This window comes from Acidovorax soli (assembly GCF_900107605.1).
Lineage (GTDB): Bacteria > Pseudomonadota > Gammaproteobacteria > Burkholderiales > Burkholderiaceae_C > Acidovorax > Acidovorax soli.
In genome coordinates this window covers 29,195-48,659 of the sequence record NZ_FNQJ01000026.1, presented here as the reverse complement: position 1 = coordinate 48,659, position 19,465 = coordinate 29,195, and the positions used below count along the sequence as shown (strand labels likewise).

General features: G+C 67.9%; 17 protein-coding genes and 1 pseudogene. 8 read left to right on the top strand and 10 right to left on the bottom strand.

Annotated elements, in window-relative coordinates; genetic code table 11:
* The 4 genes and pseudogenes from BLW02_RS15055 to BLW02_RS15040 all read right to left on the bottom strand — a co-directional run.
* Positions 1-152: pseudogene (locus BLW02_RS15055) on the bottom strand (electron transfer flavoprotein subunit beta/FixA family protein); the annotation flags it as partial.
* A gap of 189 nt (positions 153-341) precedes the next feature.
* Positions 342-1,661, bottom strand: coding sequence for a mechanosensitive ion channel family protein (locus tag BLW02_RS15050; protein WP_092699879.1), 1,320 nt, complete (start codon positions 1,659-1,661; stop codon positions 342-344).
* Positions 1,661-2,452 (bottom strand): enoyl-CoA hydratase, encoded by a 792-nt coding sequence (locus tag BLW02_RS15045; RefSeq protein WP_092699877.1) that lies wholly within the window; start codon positions 2,450-2,452, stop codon positions 1,661-1,663. Before BLW02_RS15045 ends, BLW02_RS15050 begins: the two co-directional genes overlap by 1 nt.
* A gap of 143 nt (positions 2,453-2,595) precedes the next feature.
* Entirely contained in the window at positions 2,596-3,549 is a 954-nt protein-coding gene (locus BLW02_RS15040; protein ID WP_208859743.1) for a histone deacetylase family protein, read from the bottom strand.
* A 41-nt stretch (positions 3,550-3,590) separates the two neighbouring features.
* Here BLW02_RS15040 and BLW02_RS15035 point away from each other — a divergent pair, with 41 nt between their 5' ends.
* The 6 genes from BLW02_RS15035 (at position 3,591) to BLW02_RS15010 (ending at position 10,628) form a co-directional block, all read left to right on the top strand.
* Positions 3,591-4,511: an AAA family ATPase gene (locus tag BLW02_RS15035; RefSeq protein ID WP_092699873.1), complete on the top strand. Its 921-nt coding sequence runs from the start codon at positions 3,591-3,593 to the stop codon at positions 4,509-4,511.
* Positions 4,512-4,522: 11 nt separating this feature from the next.
* Positions 4,523-5,578, top strand: a complete 1,056-nt coding sequence (locus tag BLW02_RS15030) for a DUF58 domain-containing protein (protein ID WP_092699871.1) — start codon at positions 4,523-4,525, stop codon at positions 5,576-5,578.
* Positions 5,579-5,693: 115 nt separating this feature from the next.
* Complete coding sequence (locus tag BLW02_RS15025) at positions 5,694-7,754, top strand: transglutaminase TgpA family protein (protein WP_092699869.1); 2,061 nt, start codon at positions 5,694-5,696, stop codon at positions 7,752-7,754.
* A 10-nt stretch (positions 7,755-7,764) separates the two neighbouring features.
* Entirely contained in the window at positions 7,765-8,865 is a 1,101-nt protein-coding gene (gene mltB / locus BLW02_RS15020; protein WP_092699891.1) for a lytic murein transglycosylase B, read from the top strand.
* 30 nt (positions 8,866-8,895) lie between these two features.
* Positions 8,896-9,861 carry an ABC transporter ATP-binding protein gene (locus BLW02_RS15015; RefSeq protein WP_092699867.1) on the top strand — a complete coding sequence of 322 codons (966 nt, stop codon included), beginning with the start codon at positions 8,896-8,898 and terminating at the stop codon, positions 9,859-9,861.
* Positions 9,862-9,866: 5 nt separating this feature from the next.
* Positions 9,867-10,628 carry an ABC transporter permease gene (locus BLW02_RS15010; RefSeq protein ID WP_092699889.1) on the top strand — a complete coding sequence of 254 codons (762 nt, stop codon included), beginning with the start codon at positions 9,867-9,869 and terminating at the stop codon, positions 10,626-10,628.
* A 52-nt stretch (positions 10,629-10,680) separates the two neighbouring features.
* Here the strand turns inward: BLW02_RS15010 and BLW02_RS15005 are convergent, their stop codons facing one another.
* Positions 10,681-12,027, bottom strand: coding sequence for a branched-chain amino acid ABC transporter substrate-binding protein (locus BLW02_RS15005; RefSeq protein ID WP_092699865.1), 1,347 nt, complete (start codon positions 12,025-12,027; stop codon positions 10,681-10,683).
* A 93-nt stretch (positions 12,028-12,120) separates the two neighbouring features.
* On the opposite strand from BLW02_RS15005, the gene BLW02_RS15000 reads away from it, so the two are divergent.
* Entirely contained in the window at positions 12,121-12,510 is a 390-nt protein-coding gene (locus tag BLW02_RS15000; protein ID WP_092699863.1) for an Hsp20/alpha crystallin family protein, read from the top strand.
* A 93-nt stretch (positions 12,511-12,603) separates the two neighbouring features.
* Here the strand turns inward: BLW02_RS15000 and BLW02_RS14995 are convergent, their stop codons facing one another.
* The 5 genes from BLW02_RS14995 to tsaD form a co-directional block, all read right to left on the bottom strand.
* Positions 12,604-13,809, bottom strand: coding sequence for an ABC transporter permease (locus tag BLW02_RS14995; protein ID WP_092699861.1), 1,206 nt, complete (start codon positions 13,807-13,809; stop codon positions 12,604-12,606).
* Positions 13,809-14,612, bottom strand: a complete 804-nt coding sequence (locus BLW02_RS14990; RefSeq protein ID WP_092699859.1) for an ABC transporter ATP-binding protein — start codon at positions 14,610-14,612, stop codon at positions 13,809-13,811. Before BLW02_RS14990 ends, BLW02_RS14995 begins: the two co-directional genes overlap by 1 nt.
* The gene (locus tag BLW02_RS14985) at positions 14,609-15,964 is read right to left on the bottom strand and encodes an efflux RND transporter periplasmic adaptor subunit (protein WP_092699887.1); all 1,356 of its coding nucleotides are present in this window, start codon (positions 15,962-15,964) and stop codon (positions 14,609-14,611) included. Before BLW02_RS14985 ends, BLW02_RS14990 begins: the two co-directional genes overlap by 4 nt.
* A 75-nt stretch (positions 15,965-16,039) precedes the next feature.
* A complete protein-coding gene (locus tag BLW02_RS14980; RefSeq protein WP_092699857.1) occupies positions 16,040-17,416 on the bottom strand; it encodes an efflux transporter outer membrane subunit in 1,377 nt (458 codons plus the stop codon).
* 205 nt (positions 17,417-17,621) lie between these two features.
* Complete coding sequence (gene tsaD, locus BLW02_RS14975; RefSeq protein WP_092699855.1) at positions 17,622-18,665, bottom strand: tRNA (adenosine(37)-N6)-threonylcarbamoyltransferase complex transferase subunit TsaD; 1,044 nt, start codon at positions 18,663-18,665, stop codon at positions 17,622-17,624.
* Between the two features lie 122 nt (positions 18,666-18,787).
* Here tsaD and BLW02_RS14970 point away from each other — a divergent pair, with 122 nt between their 5' ends.
* Positions 18,788-19,414, top strand: a complete 627-nt coding sequence (locus tag BLW02_RS14970; RefSeq protein WP_092699853.1) for an ANTAR domain-containing response regulator — start codon at positions 18,788-18,790, stop codon at positions 19,412-19,414.
* Positions 19,415-19,465 lie beyond the last annotated feature (51 nt).

Sequence of the window (19,465 nt, the reverse complement as noted above, 5' to 3'; positions counted from 1 at the left end):
TCTTTCAGGCGCACCGCCTCTTCAACGGCGATTTCGTCAAACGGGTTCATGCTCATCTTCACGTTGGCAATGTCCACTCCGCTGCCGTCCGATTTGACGCGGACTTTCACGTTGTAGTCCACCACGCGTTTGACTGGGACCAGGACCTTCATTGCTGCGACTCCTCAATAGAGTTGGTTGAATTGACGTTTACGTTAAACGAAACATTCTATGCCGCACTGCAGCGAAATCGCTGCGACGGGCGATGCAAAGACATAAAAACGAACGATCGTGCTTTTTGTGGATTATAGGCCAGTGTGTCCACCCTTTGTCCAGCCCCTGTGTCACCTGCGGGTCGGGATTCAGGCGACCGGGGTTGGGCGGGCCTCCGGCGGTGCAGGCCGGTCCTGTGGACTCAGGTGCACGACACGCTGCGGGAAAGGAATGTCGATCCGGTGCGCACGCAGTGCCGCAAGAATGGCGCGGTTGATGTCCGAGCGCAGCCCCAGCGAGCCGTTTTCCGGGTCGGTGATCCAGAACCCCACGGTGAACTCCAGCCCATCGACGCCAAAAGCCGAAAGCGCCACCGCAGGCCCCGGGTCGTGCAGCACGCGCGGGTTGACCAGGGCCGCCTCGCCCAGCAGGCGGGTGACCAGATCGACATCGCTGTCGTAGCCCACGCTGACCACCGTGGACATCCACACGCGCGGGTCGGCCAGCGAGAGGTTTTCCACCCGCTGCGTGATCAGCATCTCATTGGGGACGATGGATTCGCGCCCCACGCCCGAACGGATCACCGTGTAGCGCCCCGTGATGTCGGTGATGCGGCCCTCGAAGCCATCGACGCGCACGTTGTCGCCAATGCGCAAGCTGCGCTCGGCCAGGATCACAAAGCCGCTCACATAGTTGGCCGCCAGCTTCTGCAAGCCAAAGCCGATGCCCACGCCCACGGCACCGCCCAGCACCGACAGGGCGGTGAGATCGATGCCCACGGCAGACAGCGCCAGGATCAGGCCCAGAAACATCAGCAGGGCACGCGCGGCATTGCTGAACGCCTTGCGCACCGACAGCTCGCTGCCCGTGACCGAGCGCAGCAGGCGCGACTCGATCGCCGACGAGATCCACAGCGCCACGATCAGCACGGCGCAGGCCGTGACAAAGCCTTCGATCATGGTGCGAACCGACAGCGTGGTGGCTCCCACCTTCCAGGTGATCTCGTCGAGTTGCTGCAGCACCAGCGGCAGCAGGCCCGTCACCCACAGCACCATGACCAGCCAGGCCAGCCAGGAAATGGTGCGCTCGATCGGGCGCACCCAGGTGGCCTGCGGAAAGGCCGCCTGCAGCACCTTGACCCCCACGCGGATCACCACCAGCGAGATCAGCACCGGAATGATCACCTTGAACGCCGCCAATGGCACCCACTGTGCCAGCACCGCCCGCGCGGCATAACCCAGGCCCAGCAAGGTCAGCGGAAACAGAACGCCATCCACCACCTTGCGCCCAAACAGGATGGAGCCCTGCTCATTGCGGTGCAGCGCGCGGCGCACGGCAGACACCATGAGCCAGGCCAGCGCCACGCAAACGGCCAGCGTACCCAGCTCAATCAGAACGGTGGGCTGCGCGAATGCCCGAAACCACTGCTGCACATCGTCGAAGATCGGCACGTCAGACTGCATGGGCATCAGGACTTCCAGGCGGGAGCACGTTTCTCGGCAAATGCCCGCGCACCCTCTTGCGCCGCCGCATCCATCATGTTGGCAGCCATGGCCTGGCCCGCCAGCTGGTAGGCCGCGTCCAGGCCCAGCTCGCGCTGCTGGTAGACCAGCGCCTTGCCCATGGCCACGGCAGTGCGTGGTTTTTGCACAATGGATTGCACCAGTTTTTCCACCTCATCATCCAGCGCCTCGGGCTCCACGACCCGGTTCACCAGTCCCTGCGCCAGCGCCGTGGGGGCGTCGATGAAGTCGCCGGTGAGCAGCATTTCCATGGCGCGCTTGGCCGGCACATTGCGCACCAGCGGCACACTGGGCGTGGCACAAAACAGGCCGTAATGGATGCCACTGGTGGCAAAGCTGGCATTGCTGGCCGCCACCGCCAGATCGCACTGCGCCACCAGCTGGCAACCGGCCGCGGTGGCCATGCCCTGCACCCGCGCAACCACGGGCACCGGCAGCTTGTGGATGCTCAGCATCATGCGGCTGCATTGCGCAAAGAGCTGCTGGTACCAGGCGAGATCGGGATGGGCCGCCATGTCCTTGAGATTGTGGCCGGCGCAAAACGCCTTGCCCGCGGCCGCCAGCACCACCACGCGGACGCTGTCATCCCGGGCCACGGCGTCCAGCGCCTGCTGCAGCGCGGCCAGCATCTCCGCGCCCAGCGCGTTGAAGCGGGCGGGATCGTTCAGGGTCAGGGTCACCACACCGCGCGCGTCGCGGGTGGTCTGCAGCAATTCATCAGAATTCGAAATCGTCATGTCTTTACTCCTATGTGTCGCAAGAGCTGGGCCGCCCGCAACCCACGCGGACCCCAAGCCAGTGCCACCGTGGAACTGGCTTTGCCAGGCCACGGATGGCGTCCCCCTCAGGGGGAAGACGCCGCAGGCGGCTCAGGGGGAATTCAAAGATCAGCCAGCACACGCACATGGGCTTCCACGCTGCGCGCCAGGGGGCCCATCACGTAGCCGCCTTCCAGGCACGAGACGATGCGGCCCTTGGCATAGCGCCGGGCGATGTCCATGATCCGGTGGGTGATCCAGGTGTAGTCGGCCTCGACCAGGCCCAGCTGCCCCATGTCATCCTCGCGGTGGCCGTCAAAACCTGCGCTGATGAAGATCATCTCGGGCTTGAAGGCTTCCAGGCGCGGGATCCACATCATCTCGATGATTTCGCGGATATCCATGCCGCGCGTGTAGGCCGGCACCGGCACATTCACCATGTTGGGCGCAGGATTCTGGTCGCCGCTGTAGGGATAGAACGGGTGCTGGAAGATGCCCACCATGAGTGCGCGCGGTTCGTTGGCCAGGATGTCTTCCGTGCCGTTGCCGTGGTGCACATCGAAGTCCACCACCGCCACGCGCTGCAGTTTGTAGCGCTGCAGCGCGTATTTGGCCGCCACCGCCACGTTGTTGAAAAAGCAGAAGCCCATGGCCTTGTCGCGGCAGGCGTGGTGGCCCGGCGGGCGCACCGCGCAAAACGCATTGCTGATTTCACCGGCCATCACCGCATCGGTGGCGGCCAGGGCCGCACCGGCGGCGCGCAACGCGGCCTTCCAGGTGTGCGCATTGATCGAGGTGTCGGTATCGAGCTGCGAGTAGGCGGGGCCACCTGCCATCAGATCTTCGTTGAGCAGGTCCGACAGGCCGCGCATGGCCGCCACATGGAGCCGGTTGTGCGCCAGCTCGATATCGGCCAGCGAAGCCTCGGGCGCTTCGTAGCGCTCCAGGGCATCGGCCACGCCGGTGATCAGCAGGCGGTCTTCGATGGCGTCCAGCCGCTCGGGGCATTCGGGATGCCCCGGCCCCATTTCGTGCTTTCGGCAATCGGGATGGGTGAAATAGCCTGTCTTGCTCACAGTGAAATCCCCGTGTCGCTTTTTTCAGATAACGTGGCGCCATGCATGCACAGCTCAAAATCAAGTCTCTTCTGGACCAGCTTAACACGGTGATTGTGGGCAAAAGCGCCCAGGTACAGGACTGCGTGGCCTGCCTGCTGGCGGGCGGACATCTGCTCATCGAAGACGTGCCGGGCGTGGGCAAGACCACGCTGGCCCACGCGCTGGCGCGCACGTTTGGCCTGCAGTTCGCGCGCGTGCAATTCACGGCCGACCTCATGCCCAGCGACCTCACTGGCGTGTCGGTGTACGAGCGCGGCAAGGAGGCCTTTGTTTTCCACCCCGGTCCGGTGTTCGCCCAGGTGCTGCTGGCCGACGAAATCAACCGTGCCAGCCCCAAGACGCAGAGCGCCCTGCTCGAAGCCATGGAAGAAAAACAGGTGTCGGTGGAGGGGGAAACGCGTGCCCTGCCGCACCCCTTCTTCGTGATCGCCACCCAGAACCCGCACGACCAGCTGGGCACCTTTGCGCTGCCCGAGTCGCAGCTCGACCGCTTCTTGATGCGCATCTCCATCGGCTACCCCGACCGCGCCGCCGAGCGCCTGCTGCTGGCCGGCAGCGACCGGCGCGACCTGGTGGACAGCCTGCTGCCCCTGCTGTCGCAGGACGAGCTGGCGCAACTGCAGCGCCAGGTGCTGGCCGTGCACACCGCCGAGCCGCTGCTCAACTATGTGCAGGACCTGATTGCCGCCACCCGCACGGGCCGCTGGTTTCTGCAGGGGCTGTCGCCGCGCGCGGGCATAGCGCTGGTGCGCGCCGCCAAGGCCCAGGCGCTTATCGAAGGGCGCGACTATGTGGCACCCGACGACGTGCAAGCGGTGCTGCCCCAGACCATTGCGCACCGCCTGGTGCCCGTGGGCGATGCGCGGCGCGGCGCGGTGGAGCAAGTGCGCGCGATGGTCGAGTCGGTGCCCCTGCCTTGAGCCTGCACGCCATGCCGCCCGCCTCTGCCGCCGATGCCGCAGCACCCACGCTCGCCGTGCCCTCCCCGCCCGCGCGCCTGTCCGGCCTGAACCCGCTGAGCCTGGCGCGGGCGCGCTTTCAGCGCTGGTGGGAAGCGCGCCTGCCGCTGTCCGACACCCTGGCCCTCACGCAGCGCAATGTGTACATCCTGCCCACCGGCGCGGGCTGGATGCTGGCCTGCACGCTGCTGGTGCTGCTGGTGGCGTCCATCAATTTCCAGCTCAACCTGGGTTACCTGCTGACCTTCTTGCTGGCCGGCAGCGCGGTGGTGGGCATGCACCTGAGCCACGCCACGCTGCGCGGCATCACGCTGCACCTGAAGGCGCCCGATGCACACTTCCTGGGCGGCAGCACGGCGTTTGAAGTGCAGCTGTTCAGTGACCGGCGCACCGCACGCCACGCCATTGCGCTGTCGGTACACGGCGATGGCCAGCGCACGCACGACTGGGCGCTGACGGACGTGCCCGCGCAAGGCAGCGCCAGCGTGCAGGTGGCGTTTCGCCCCGAGCGCCGGGGCCTGCACCGCGTGCCCACCCTGGTGGCCGAAACCCGCTTTCCACTGGGCACCTTCCGCGTCTGGAGCTATTGGCGCCCGGCCGCCCAGGTGCTGGTGTACCCCGCCCCCGAGGTGCCCGCGCCACCGCTGCCGCCCGGCGAGCCGCGTGCCAGCGGCACGGGCAGCGCCAGCACCCAGGGCATTGGCGAATTCGACGGTGTGCGCGCCTACCGGCGCGGCGACCCCCTCAAGCTGGTGGTCTGGAAGAAGGCCGCCAAATCGCTGGCCACGGGCACGGACGACCTCGTCAGCCGCGACGCCCAGCAGGCCCAGCGCCACGAGCTGTGGCTGGACCTGGCCCACGCAGCCCTGCCCGGCCACGAAGCGCGCGTCTCGCGCCTGACGGCCTGGGTGCTGCAGGCCGACCGGCTGGGCATCGACTACGGCCTGCGCCTGCCTGGCATGGAACTGGCCCCGGACACCGGCGCGGCCCACCGCCAGCGCTGCCTGGAGGCCCTGGCGCTGTGCTGAGCCTCGCCCCGACAATTGGTTGCAAAAAGGCCTGCAGCGCCCATCCCGAAAGCGCTGCAGGCTCTGCTTTTCACAGCGATTGCCTGCCGCTTGCGCAGGCGCCACGCCACACCCCATGACCCTGCGCCAGACCCTTGCCACCCTGCCACGCGACACGCGGGACACGCTGTTTCTGCTGCTGGTGATTGCCTGGGTCGTGGCCCCGCAAGTCGCCCACCTGCCGGTGTGGGCCAGCCTGATGGCGGGCGCCGTGCTGCTGTGGCGCGGCTGGCTGGCCTGGAACGGCCGGCAACTGCCGGGGCGCTGGGCCGTGGCCGGCTTGCTGGCGGTGGCGGTGGCCGGCACGCTGTTCACCCACCAAACCATCCTGGGGCGCGATGCGGGCGTGACGCTCATCGTTATGCTGCTGGCGCTCAAGACGCTGGAGCTGCGTGCGCGGCGCGATGCCATGGTGGTCTTCTTCCTGGGCTTCTTCACGATGCTCAGCAACTTCTTCTTCTCGCAATCGCTGCCCACGGCCGTGGCCATGCTGGTGGCGCTGCTGGGGCTGCTCACGGCCCTGGTCAACGCCCACATGCCGGTAGGGCGCCCGCCGCTGGCGCACGCGTTTCGCCTGGCCGGCACCATGGCGCTGCTGGGCGCGCCCATCATGGCGGCGCTGTTCCTGCTGTTTCCGCGCATGGCGCCGCTGTGGGGCATGCCCAGCGACGCCCTGGCCGGGCGCAGCGGGCTGTCGGGCGTGATGAAGGTGGGCAACATCGCCGAGCTGGCGCTCGACGACAGCGTGGCGCTGCGTGTGCGCTTCGACACCCCCGGCGGTGCCGCGCCGCCGCAGAGCGATCTGTATTTTCGCGGGCCAGTGTTTTCCACCTTTGACGGCAGCGAGTGGCACCCCCTGTCGTACCGCGTGGGCACGCGATCGATGGAGCGCCCTGCCACCCCGGCCCAGCTGCAGGTGCAGGGCGCCGCGCTGCGCTACGAGGTGACGCTGGAGCCCCACAAGCGCCCCTGGCTGCTGGTGCTGGATGCCGCGCGCGCCAAGCCCGCCGTGGCCGGCATGGGCGCCTTCATGACGGACGACCTGCAATGGCTCACCAGCCGCCCGATCACCGACGTGACGCGTTACCGCGCCGAAAGCCACCCGCAGTTTCGCCACGGGCCCGACGCCGCCACCCCCGCGCTGCGCGCCTACACCGAGCTGCCCCCGGGCTTCAACCCGCGCACGCTGGCACTGGCCCAGGAACTGCGCCGCAACCCGCGCATCGCCCCCGACCCGGCCCGCGACGCCACGCCCGCGCTGATCGACGCCGCGCTCACCCGCCTGCGCACCGGCGGCTACCGCTACACGCTGGAGCCCGGCGTGTACGGCCAGCACACGGCCGACGAGTTCTGGTTCGACCGCAAGGAAGGCTTTTGCGAACACATCGCCTCGGCCTTCGTGGTGCTGATGCGCGCCATGGACATTCCGGCGCGCATCGTCACCGGCTACCAGGGTGGCGAACGCAACGCCGTGGACGGCTACTGGACCGTGCGCCAGAGCGACGCCCACGCCTGGGCCGAAGTGTGGATGGCCGGGCGCGGCTGGGTGCGCGTGGACCCCACCAGCGCCGTCGCCCCCGGGCGCACCGGCGCCTTCGAGCGCCTGCAGGCCCCGCGCGGTGCGCTGGCCACAGCCATGGGCACCGTGATGAGCCCCGGCGTGGCGCAGAACCTGCGCGCCCTATGGGAGGCCGTGAACAACGGCTGGAACCAGTGGGTGCTCAACTACACGCAAAGCCGCCAGCTCAACCTGCTCAAGGCACTGGGGTTTGAATCGCCCAGCTGGCAAGACCTCGCCACCGTGCTGGGCGCGCTGGTGGGGCTGGCCGCGCTGGGTGGCGCCGGCTGGACGCTGTGGGAGCGCAGCCAGCACGACCCCTGGCTGCGCCTGCTGGCCCGGGCCCGCCAGCGCCTGGCCAGCAGTGGCTTGACCCTGCACGACACCCTGCCTCCCCGGGCCATGGCCGAACGGGTGCAGGCACAATTTGGCGATGCCGCGCAGGGCGTGGCCGGCTGGCTGCTGCGGCTGGAGCAATGGCGCTATGCCGCCCAGCCCGCTGCCGCTGCCAGCCAGCTCCGCGCCCTGCACCGCGAATTCCGAACCCTTTCCTGGCCCGCCCCCAGCGCGCGCCGATGAATCCACCGACATGCTGAAAATCGTTTCAACCGCCATTTTGTTGATAGCAATTTGCGCAATACCCATAAGCGCCACAGCCCAAAAACACCATCAATCCGAAAAAACCCGCAGCGCAGCCATCGCCCGCAGCGCTGCGGCAAACGGCAGCGTGGCCTACGCCACCCGCGCCGAGGCGCTGCAGTTTGCCGACGACCTGGCCGAGCGCCGCGACCTCGACCACGAATGGGTGCGCCAGGCCATCGGGCAGGCCCGCTTTCTGCCCCAGGTGCCCAGGCTCATGCTGCCGCCCGCCAAAGGCACGGCCAAGAACTGGCGCGTGTACCGCAGCCGTTTCATCGACCCGGTGCGCATCCGCGCGGGCCTGCGCTTCTGGCAGGACAACGCCGAAACGCTGGCACGGGCGGAGCGCGAATTCGGCGTGCCCGCCGAGATCATCGTGGGCATCATCGGCGTGGAAACCATCTACGGCCAGCAGATGGGCAACTTCCGGGTGATGGATGCGCTGGCCACGCTGGCCTTCGACTTCCCCGCCGCGCACCCGCGCGCCGCCGAGCGCACCGAGTTCTTCCGGCGTGAGCTGGAGCAGTTCCTGAGCCTCACGCACCGCACCAACGTGGACCCGTTCGAGCCGCGCGGCAGCTATGCCGGCGCCATGGGCCTGGGGCAGTTCATGCCGTCGAGCTGGGTGCGCTACGCGATTGATTTCGACGGCGATGGCCGCGTGGACCTGTTCAACAGCCCCGCCGACGCCATCGGCTCGGTGGCCAATTACTTCATCGCCCACGGCTGGAAGCCAGGCATGCCCACGCACTACAGCGTGCAGTTCGACCCCGACCCCGCCCGGGTGCAGCTCGACGAGCTGCTGGCCCCCGACATCCTCCCGAGCTTCAGCGCCGCCAGCATGCAGGCCAAGGGCGCCGTGCTAGATGCCGCCGGCGCACAGCACGCCGGGCCGCTGGCCCTGGTGGAACTGCAAAACGGCGACGAGGCCCCCAGCTACGTGGCGGGCACCGAAAATTTCTATGCCATCACCCGCTACAACTGGTCGAGCTACTACGCCATGGCCGTGATCGAGCTGGGGCGCGAGGTGGCGGCAGCGCGGGCACGCTAAGCTGCCCCACCTCTTTCACTCACCTACCGCATGTCTGCCAACCTCCCTTCGACCCCTTTTGCAGACGCCATCGTGCGCGTGCGCGGCCTCGGCAAAACCTACGCGGGTGGCTTCCAGGCGCTGAAGAACGTCAACCTGGATATTCGCCGTGGCGAAATTTTTGCCCTGCTCGGCCCGAACGGCGCTGGCAAGACCACGCTGATCAGCATCATCTGCGGCATGACCAATGCCTCCGAGGGCAGCGTGACGGCCGACGGCTTTGATACCGTGCGCGACTACCGTGCCGCCCGCTCCGCCATCGGCCTGGTGCCGCAGGAGCTGCACACCGATTCGTTTGAAACCGTCTGGGCCACAGTGAGCTTCAGCCGCGGGCTGTTTGGCAAGGCCCCCAACCCGGCGCTGATCGAAAAGATCCTGAAAGACCTGTCGCTGTGGGACAAGCGGGACACCAAGATCCTGGCGCTCTCGGGTGGCATGAAACGCCGCGTGCTGATCGCCAAGGCGCTGTCGCACGAGCCGAAAATCCTGTTCCTCGACGAACCCAGCGCCGGCGTGGACGTGGAGCTGCGCCACGACATGTGGCGCCTGGTGCGCGCGCTGCAGGGCGCCGGCACCACCATCATCCTGACCACGCACTACATCGAGGAAGCCGAAGACATGGCCGACCGCATTGGCGTGATCCGCCAGGGCGAACTGATCGTGGTGGAAGACAAAGACGTGCTGATGCGCAAGCTCGGCAAAAAGCAGCTGACCCTCACGCTGCAGCACCCCATGGAACGCGTGCCCGATACGCTGGCGCGCTGGCCCCTGGCCCTGTCGGCCGACGGCCATGCACTGACCTACAGCTTTGACACCCAGCAGGAAGACACCGGCATCGCTGCGCTGCTGCGCGCGCTGGGCGAGCACGGCATCGACTTCAAGGACCTGCATTCCTCCGAGAGCTCGCTCGAAGACATCTTCGTCAGCCTCGTCCACGAACGGAAAGCCAGCCAATGATGGGCCTGAACCTGCACGGCGTGCGCGCCATTTACCGCTTCGAGATGCACCGCGCCTTTCGCACCTGGGCGCAGAGCCTGATTGCGCCCGTGCTCTCGACCTCGCTGTATTTCATCGTCTTCGGCTCGGCCATCGGCTCGCGCATGGGCGACATTGGCGGCGTGGACTATGGCGCCTTCATCATCCCGGGCCTGCTGATGCTGTCGCTGCTCTCCGAGAGCATTTCCAATTCGGCCTTTGGCATTTACATGCCCAAGTGGTCGGGCACCATCTACGAACTGCTGAGCGCACCGGTCAACTGGGTCGAGGTGCTGCTGGGCTATGTGGGCGCCGCGGCCACCAAATCGCTGATGGTCGGTGCGCTGATTCTGGCCACGGCGCGGCTGTTCGTGCCCTACGAAATCGCCCACCCGGTGTGGATGCTGGGCTTTCTGGTGCTCACGGCCATCACCTTTTGCCTGTTCGGTTTTCTCATCGGGCTGTGGGCCGACAGCTTCCAGAAGCTGCAGATCATTCCGCTGCTGGTCATCACGCCGCTGACGTTCCTGGGCGGTGCGTTCTACAGCATCAGCATGCTGCCGCCGTTCTGGCAGACGGTCTCGCTGTTCAACCCGGTGGTCTATCTCATCAGCGGCCTGCGCTGGGCCTTCTATGGCGCGGCCGACGTGCACATGGGCGTGAGCGTGGGCATGACGCTGGTGTTCATGGCGGCGTGCCTGGGCCTGGTGTGGTGGGTCTTCAAGACAGGCTACAGGATTCGCCGCTGAGGTGGGTACAGCGCCCTGCGCAGGGAGCGCCCCGCCCACCGCGCAGACCCGCTCAATACCGCTGCATGCTGCAGCTGTGCGGCTGCTGCGCCCGGGCGGCGGGGATCTGCCGCACCACGCGAAAGCCGTAGCCTGAGCCTTCCACATCGAACTTCACACCGGGCGCGCCCTTTTTGTCCATCACGCCCACGGCCAGGGCCTGCTGGAACTGGTGGTCGGACGCGCGCATGCTGCCGCCCTGGCCTGCCAGCTGCACGCTGGCTTTTTCCATCTGCCGGGCCACGGCCACCACGTCGGTGCTGCCCGCGCGCTCGATGGACTGGGCCAGCGCCTCGACCATGAGCTGCATGCGCATGTGCACATAGTCGTCCTGCGGTTTGGGAAAGCGCGTGCGAAAGGACTGGTAGAACGCCTCGCTCTGCGCCCCCGGCACGTTGGGCAGCCAGTCGGCCACGGCCACCACCTTGCCCACACCGGCATCGCCCAGGGCGGCCGGCGCGCCCAGCGCGTTGCCATAGAAGGTGTAGAAGCTGCCGTCAAAGCCCACCTCGCGCGCGGCCTTGACCAGCAGCGTGAGATCGTTGCCCCAGTTGCCCGTGACCACGGCCTGCGCGCCGCTGGCCTTGATCTTGACGGCATAGGGCGCGAAGTCCTTGACCCGGCCGATGGGGTGCAGCTCATCGCCCACCACGGCCACGTCGGGGCGCTGCGCGGCCAGCTGCCGCTTGGCCTCGCGCAGCACGGCCTGGCCAAAGCTGTAGTCCTGCCCGATGAGGTACACGCTTTTGAGCGCCTTGTCCTCGCGCACCACCTCCATCAGGGCGGCCATGCGCATGTCGGCATGGGCGTCAAAGCGGAAATGCCAGAAGCTGCATTTTTCGTTGGTGAGGATGGGATCGACCGCCGAGTAGTTGAGGAACAGCACGCGCTTGCCCGGCTCGCGCTCGTTGTGCTTGTTGATGGCATCGATCAGCACCGCCGCCGTGGCCGACGAATTGCCCTGCAGGATGACCTGCGCGCCATCATCGATGGCCGCACGCAGGGCCGACAGGGCCTCTTCGTTCTGGCCCTTGCTGTCGTAGCGCTCCAGCGCCAGCGGGCGGGCACCACCGGCCGCTGCGGGCAGTTGCACGCCGCCGCGCGCATTCACGCGCTCGACCGCCCAGTAGATGTTGCGAAAAACCGCCTCGCCGGTATTGGCGAACGGGCCCGAGAGGCTTTCGATCAGGGCCATCTTGACGGGCCTGGCCTGCGCTACTGCCGCCGTAGGTGCCGGGGCCTGCGCCCAGCCGGCAGACACCGGGGCCAGCACGCCTGCCAAGGCGGCAAGCACGGCCCAAACGGATGGACGTAATGCCGCTGCGCCTGATTTCAAGCCCGGGGAGCGCAATTTATTCATGCCATTTTCTCCTTGAAATGCGGCGGGGCCGCACACACCTCTTTGGCATGCGGCGACCACGTCGAGAGCCGCGCAGTGTATAGGAGCCACCCCATGATTTTCGCCCCCATGATCCGCCGCGCCGCCTACGCCAGTGCACCCCGTTCTTCTGACCTGGCGCTGCAACGCTTCCTGATGGGCACTCTCGCAACACCGGCCCGCGCCAGCACCGCCGGCGTCACCGTGGCCCGCGATGACAAGGCCACCACGCTGCAACTGGACGTGCCCGGCCTGGCGCGCGAGCAATTGCAGATCAGCATCGACGGCAATGTGGTCCAGCTGCAAAGCGTGGAAGGCGCACCCCGCCAGTTGCAGCGCGCCTGGGAGCTGGCCAATGCCATTGACGCCGCCGCCAGCACGGCCAAGCTGGAGAACGGCGTGCTCACGCTCACGCTGGTGCGGCAGGTACCCGCCGACAAGTCAGTGCAGCTGGTCGTGCACTGAGCGGCGGCAAGGGGCAGCCTCCGGCTGCTCCCCATTCGACAAAAAAACGGTACGAATTAGCATCAAGCGGCGCGATCCATCACCGCGCCTGCGTCACTCGTGCCGCAGCGCATCAATCGGGTCCATGCGCGCCGCGCGGCGGGCCGGGAAGTAGCCGAACACCACCCCGATCCCCGCCGAGAACACGAACGACAGCAGGTTGACGCCGGGGTTGAAGAGGTAGGGCACATCCATCAGGGCCGACAGGCCCACCGAGGCGCCCGTGGCCAGCACGATGCCGATCAGCCCGCCCAGGGCTGCCAGCACCACGGCCTCGATCAGGAACTGCAGCAGCACCTCGCGTTCCAGGGCGCCAATGGCCAGGCGCAGGCCGATCTCGCGGGTGCGCTCGGTCACGCTCACCAGCATGATGTTCATGATGCCGATGCCGCCCACCAGCAGGCTCACCGCAGCCACGGCGCCCAGCAGCATGGTCAGCACCTTGGTGGTGCCCGAGAGCGTGTCGGCCAGCTGCTTGGTGTCGAGCACGTTGAAGTTGTCCTCGTCGGTATCCGACAGCTTGCGCAGCTCGCGCAACAGTTGCGTGAGGCTGGCCTTCACGCGCTCGGGGTCACTGCCGTCCTGCATGGACACCAGCAGCGTGTTGACGCGCGTGTTGCCGGTCACGCGGCGCTGCAGCGTGCGCAGCGGCACCAGCACGGTGTCGTCCTGGTCATTGCCGAAGGCGCCCTGCCCCTTGGAGGCCAGCACGCCCACCACCTCGCATGAAAACGCCTTCACCCGCAGCTGCTCGCCCACGGCATCGCGTGTGCCATACAGCTCGCGGCGCACGGTCTCGCCAATCAGGCACACGGCGGCACCGGCGCGCAGCTCGGCGTCCGTGAACACACGTCCGGTGCGCACGGCCCAGTTGCCGGTTTCGAGCCAGCCATTGGTGCTGCCGATGATGCTGGTGGTCCAGTTGCGCCCGCCGGCCACCACGGTGGCGCTGGTGCGCGCCTCGGGTGCCACGGCCAGGATGCCGCCAATCTGCTGGGCAATCACATCGGCATCGGTGTCCTTGAATGCGGGTGCCCCGGAACCACCGCCTGGGCCCATGCGCTGGCCAGGGCGGACCTGCAGCAGGTTGGTGCCCAGGCCCGAGATCTGGTTTTGCACCGCCATGGTGGCGCCATTGCCCAGCGTGACCATGGTGATGACGGCGCTGACGCCGATCACGATGCCCAGGATGGTGAGGAACGAGCGCATCAGGTTGCGCCGGATCGAGCGCAGGGCGAGCAAAAGGGTGTTGAGCAGCATCAGGAAACCTCGGGTGCAGGAACGACAGGCTCGACCGCTGCATGGGCGCGCAAGCCCACGGGGTGCGGGTTGGGCGCATCGCTGTCCACCCGGCCATCGACGAAGCGCACGATGCGCCGGGCATAGGCGGCCATGTCGGGCTCGTGGGTGACCATCAGCACGGTGATGCCCTGCTCGGCGTTGAGCCGCCAGAGCAGCTCCATGATTTCCTGGCTGCGCTGGGTGTCGAGGTTGCCGGTGGGCTCATCGGCCAACAGCACGGCCGGCTCGGTGACGATGGCGCGCGCAATGGCCACGCGTTGCTGCTGCCCGCCCGACAGCTCGGACGGCGTGTGGTGCTCCCAGCCCTTGAGGCCCACGGCATCCAGCGCGCGGGCCGCAGCGGCGTGGCGGGCCGTGGCCGATTCGCCCCGGTACAGCAGGGGCAGCTCGACGTTTTCCTGTGCCGAGGTGCGCGCCAGCAGGTTGAAGCCCTGGAACACAAAGCCGAAATACTGCCGGCGCAGGCGCGCGCGCTCGTCGCGCGAGAGCGATTCCACATGCACGCCCTTGAACAGGTATTCGCCGGCGGTGGGCCGGTCCAGGCAGCCCAGGGTGTTCATGGCGGTGGATTTGCCGGAGCCGCTGGGGCCCATGATGGCCACGAAATCGCCCTGGGTGATGTCGAGGTCCACCCCTTTCAGCGCCTGGAAGGCCAGCGCGCCCTCGCCATACACCTTGGTCACGCCGCGCAGGCGGATCAGCGGCGGCGCATTGCCGGGCAGCCGGCCGCCCTCACCCGGGGCGTTTGCGGCCTCGCTCATTTCGCGGCCCCGGTGGCGCGCTGGTCGGTGATGACGGCCATGCCCTCGGCCAGGCCTTCGCCGCTGACCTCGGTGCGGCGGCCATCGCTGATGCCCATCTGCACCGTCACGGCATGCGCGGCGCCATCCTGGAGCACCCACACCTGGCGGGTACGGCCCGCGCCGTCGGCCGCATCGCCGCCAGCGCCGCCAGCGCCGGATCGGCGTGTGCCCGAGCGCGGCATGCGCGGCATCAGCTGCGACATGATGCCGCCACTCGACGACGCAGGCTGCGCCGCCGCCCCTGCCGCAACGGCGGGCGTGAAGCGCAGCGCCGTGTTGGGCACCAGCAGCACATCGTTGCGCTCGGTGGAGGTGATGGTGGCTGCGGCCGTCATGCCGGGGCGCAGGCTCAGGTCGGCGTTGTCCACCTCCAGCCAGGTGATGTAGGTGACCACGTTGTCGGTCTTGGTGGAGCCGAACGACACCCGCGTGACCTTGGCCGGATAACGGCGCGACGGGTAGGCGCTGACCGTGAAGCTGGCTTTCTGGTCGAGCTTCACCGAGCCCACATCGGCCTCGTCCACGCTGACATCGAGCCGCAGCCGCGTGAGGTCTTCGGCCAGCGTGAACAGCGTGACGGCCTGCAGCGAGGCGGCCACGGCGTTGCCGGGCTCGACCGAACGGGTCAGCACCACGCCGTCGATGGGCGAGCGGATCGAGGCCTTGGACAGGTTGGTGGTGTCGGTGGACAGCGCCGCCCGGGCGTCGTCCACCGAGGCGCGGGCACTGGCCTCATCGGCGCGGGCCCGTTCGAGCGTGGCCCGGCCGGTATCCAGCTCGGCGGCCGAGGGCACCTTGCCGCCCGACAGGCGCGCCACCTCCTCCAGCCGCGCAAAACCGGCCTGCGCCTCTTTGGTGGTGGCCTGCGCCTGCGCCAGCCGCGCCTGCGCCGCCGCCAGCGAGGCGCGCGAGCGCAGCACCTGCGCATCGAGCTTGGCGGTGTCGAGTTCGACCAGCACCTGACCCTTTCTGACCTGGTCGTTCACGTCCACCAGCACGTTTCTGACGGTGCCCGACAGCTCGCTGCCAATGGTCACCGCCCGCGTCGGCTGCAAGGTGCCGTTGGCCGACACGTTGAGCGTGAGATTGCCCCGGACCACCTCTTCGGTCACATACACCGGGGCTGCGCTGGCGCGCTGGTGGCTCTGCCAGTAATAAAGGCCGCCCCCCGCGGCCACCAGCACTGCCACCCCCAGCCACAGGGAGGAGCGTTGCCACCAGCGGCGCGGCTTGCCTCCGCCGAGCAGCGCCTGCAGATCGGCGGCAGTGGAAGGGCTGGCGGGGGATGCGTTCTTTTCAGGAGAGTTCATGGCCATCGAATTCGGTGTCTGTTGGAGGTATCTGGTGGCGGTCCAACCGCTGTTTGCGGGCGTGAGGGGACGGCGCTACTGCCAGCCACCGCCCAGCGCCTTGTACAGCCGCACATGGTCGGCCGACACACTGGCCACGGTGGCGGCCACGCTGTCCTGGGTGGACAGCAGCGTGCGCTGGGTTTCCAGCACCGACTGGAAGTCGATCAGGCCGCTGCTGTAGCGCTGGCGGGCCAGCAAGTCCGCATTGCCCGCGGCGTCGGCGGCCGCCTGCAGCCGCACCAGGCGTTCGCGGTTCCCTTGCAGGGCTGCCAGGGCGTCTTCCACATCCTTGAGCGCCGTGAGCACCGAGGCTTCATAGGCCACGCGGGCCTGCGCCAGCGCCGCCTCCTGCACACGCACCTGCGCCCGCGCCGCGCCACCATCGAACACGGGCACCGACACACTGGCCAGCAAGGCGCTGACCACGGAGCTGCCATTGCCGAGGGCGCCCAGCGTGAGGGCGCGCAGGCCCAGATTGCCCGAAATGCTGAAGTCGGGGTAGCGCGCGGCATCGGCTTGCGACACCCGGGCCAGAGCGGCGGCAATGCGCTGCTCGGCAGCGCGCACATCGGGCCGCTGGCGCAGGGTTTCTGCAGGAATGGCCAGCGCCAGGTCTTGCGCGGGCTGGGGCACGGCGGCGGGCTCTGCCAGCAGCGCATCGAGCGCCAGCGGGGCCTGTCCGGTCAGCACGGCCAGGCTGTGGCGCGACTGTGCCAGGCTCGATGCGAGCGCGGGAATCTGCGCTGCCGTCTGCTCGGCCGCCGCACGGGCCTGCTCGGCCACCAGCGAGGTGGTCAGCCCGGCCTGCAGGCGCCACTGGGTGATCTGCAGCGTCTCCTGCTGGCTCGCCAGGTTGCTGCGCGCAATGGCCAGCCGCTGCTGCAGGCCCCGCAGCTCGACGTAGTTCACGGCGGTTTCGGCGGCCAGCGACACCTGCACGTCGGCCAGGCTGGCCTCGGCGGCCCGGGCATCGGCCTGGCTGGCGTTCACGCCGCTGCGCAGGCGACCAAACACATCGGGCTCCCAGCTGGCGTCAAACCCCGCCTGAAAGCTGTTGCCCGTGCTGTTCGAGGCCCGGCTGCGCTGCGCCGAAGCCGAAGCCCCCACGCTGGGCAGCAGGCCGGCAGCCTGCACATCCACCTGGGCGCGCGCCTGCTGCAAGGCGGCTTGCGCGCTGCGCACGCTGGTGTTGGCCTGCAGGGCCTGCGTGACCAGCTGCGTGAGCTGCAGGTCGTTGAACCGCTGCCACCATTGCGCCAGGGAGGTGGCGGGCATGTCCGCAGCAGTTGGCGCGGACCATGCGGGTGGCACCGGTGTCTGCGGTAGCCGGCTGTCGGGTGGCGCCAGGCTGGCACAGCCGGCCAGCAGGGCCACTGCCGAGGTCAAGCACCAGGGTAAAACCGCGCCCATCCGGCGACAAAGGATGCGCTGCGCAGGGCGCGCCGCGGTGGCAAAGGAACGTTCATTCATGGCAAAGAGGCAGCGTGCAAGGCATGCCCCATTGTGCGGTTCAGTCATGTCCTGCCCGCTACAGCCAAGTGAAGCCCGGGTAAAGCTGCCGCACATTGCACCCGAACGATCCCTGCGTAGCGGCGCCGGTCAACACCCCCGCAATTCAGCCCCCCAGGGCGTCCAGCGGCCAGCGGGGTTTGACGTCGAACGCATAGGTGCGGTTGGCCATCTGCTGGCCCGCCTGCAGCCGCATGGCGGCCGCCATGGCGATCATGGCGCCGTTGTCGGTGCACAGGTGCAGCTCGGGGTAGTGCACGCGCACCTTGCCCTGCGCGCAAGCCGCATTGAGCTGGGCGCGCAAATGCCGGTTGGCGCCCACGCCACCCGCCACCACCACGCGCTTCAAGCCCGTCTGCTTCAGGGCCGTGAGCGTTTTTTTCACCAGCACTTCCACAATCGCCGCCTCGGTACTCGCGGCCAGGTCGGGCTTGCGTGCTTCCAGTGTGTCACCCAGTTTTTTGGCCTGCGTCAGCACAGCGGTTTTCAAGCCCGCAAAAGAGAAATCAAGATTGCCGCTGTGCAGCAAGGGGCGCGGCAGCTTGAAGGCCGCCGGGTCGCCCTGCTCGGCCAGGCGCGACAGCGCGGGCCCGCCAGGGTAGCCCAGGCCCATGAGCTTGGCCGACTTGTCAAACGCCTCGCCGGCCGCATCGTCGATGGTTTCGCCCAGCAGTTCGTAGCGGCCCACGCCGTCCACCCGCATGAGCTGCGTGTGGCCGCCCGACACCAGCAAGGCCACGAAGGGAAATTCCGGCGGGTCGGCACTCAAAAAGGGCGACAGCAAATGCCCTTCGAGGTGGTGCACGCCCAGCACGGGCTTGTCGAGTGCGGCGCCCAGCGCGCAGGCCACGCCAGCGCCCACCAGCAGTGCGCCGGCCAGGCCCGGCCCGCGGGTGTAGGCCACCACATCGACATCGGCCAGGCGCTGGCCCGCCTCGGCCATGACGGCCTCGGTCAGCGGCAGCACGCGGCGGATATGGTCGCGGCTGGCCAGCTCGGGCACCACGCCGCCATAGGCCTGGTGCATTTCGATCTGGCTGTGCAAGGCATGCGCCAGCAAGCTGGGCACGGCCACCCCGCCGGTGGAGCGGACCAGCGCCACGCCGGTTTCATCGCACGAAGATTCAATACCCAGGATCAGCAAGCTCATGCCCCGAGTGTAAAACCCGGCGCCTGCCCAGTCGGGTCCACCGCCAACTCACAGCCAACACCCACAGCGTGCACCATCCCGGCGCACCAACATGTGGCGTAAATCTTGCTTGTTGCTGCGGCATGACCGACGCCCTGCGCATTGTGGTGGTGGCCCCCGACCTGGCCATTGCCGACCCCGACGACGAACACGCCGCCGCCCAGGCCGAACGCTCACGGGCGCTGCGCATCGGCCTGCTGGAAAACAACTTCAACCTCATTGCCACGCTGCCGGCCGATGTGTTTCTGGGCGAGCGGCTGGCCCAGCTGCAGCCCGACCTGATCATCGTGGACGCAGAAAGCGAGGCCCGCGACGCCCTCGAACATGTGGTGATGGCCACCCGCGACGCACGCCGCCCCATCGTCATGTTCACCAATGACGAGGACACCACGCATGTGAAAGACGCCGTGGCCGCCGGCGTGTCGGCCTACATCGTGGCCGGGCTGGCGCCCCAGCGCATCCGCCCCATCCTGGATGTGGCCATGGCGCGCTTTGCGCACGAGCAGGCACTGCGCACCGAACTGGCCGACGCCAGAACCGAGCTGCAGGACCGTAAAACCATCGACCGCGCCAAGGGCGTGCTGATGCAGCGCCAGGGCCTCACCGAACAGGCGGCCTACGAAAAACTGCGCAAAACCGCCATGGACAAGGGCCTGAAGCTGGGCGAAGTGGCCAGGCGGATGCTCGACATGGTCGATTTGCTGGGCTGAGGCACCACCCCGTCCAGGCAAAAAAAACGCTGCCCGAAGGCAGCGCTTTGC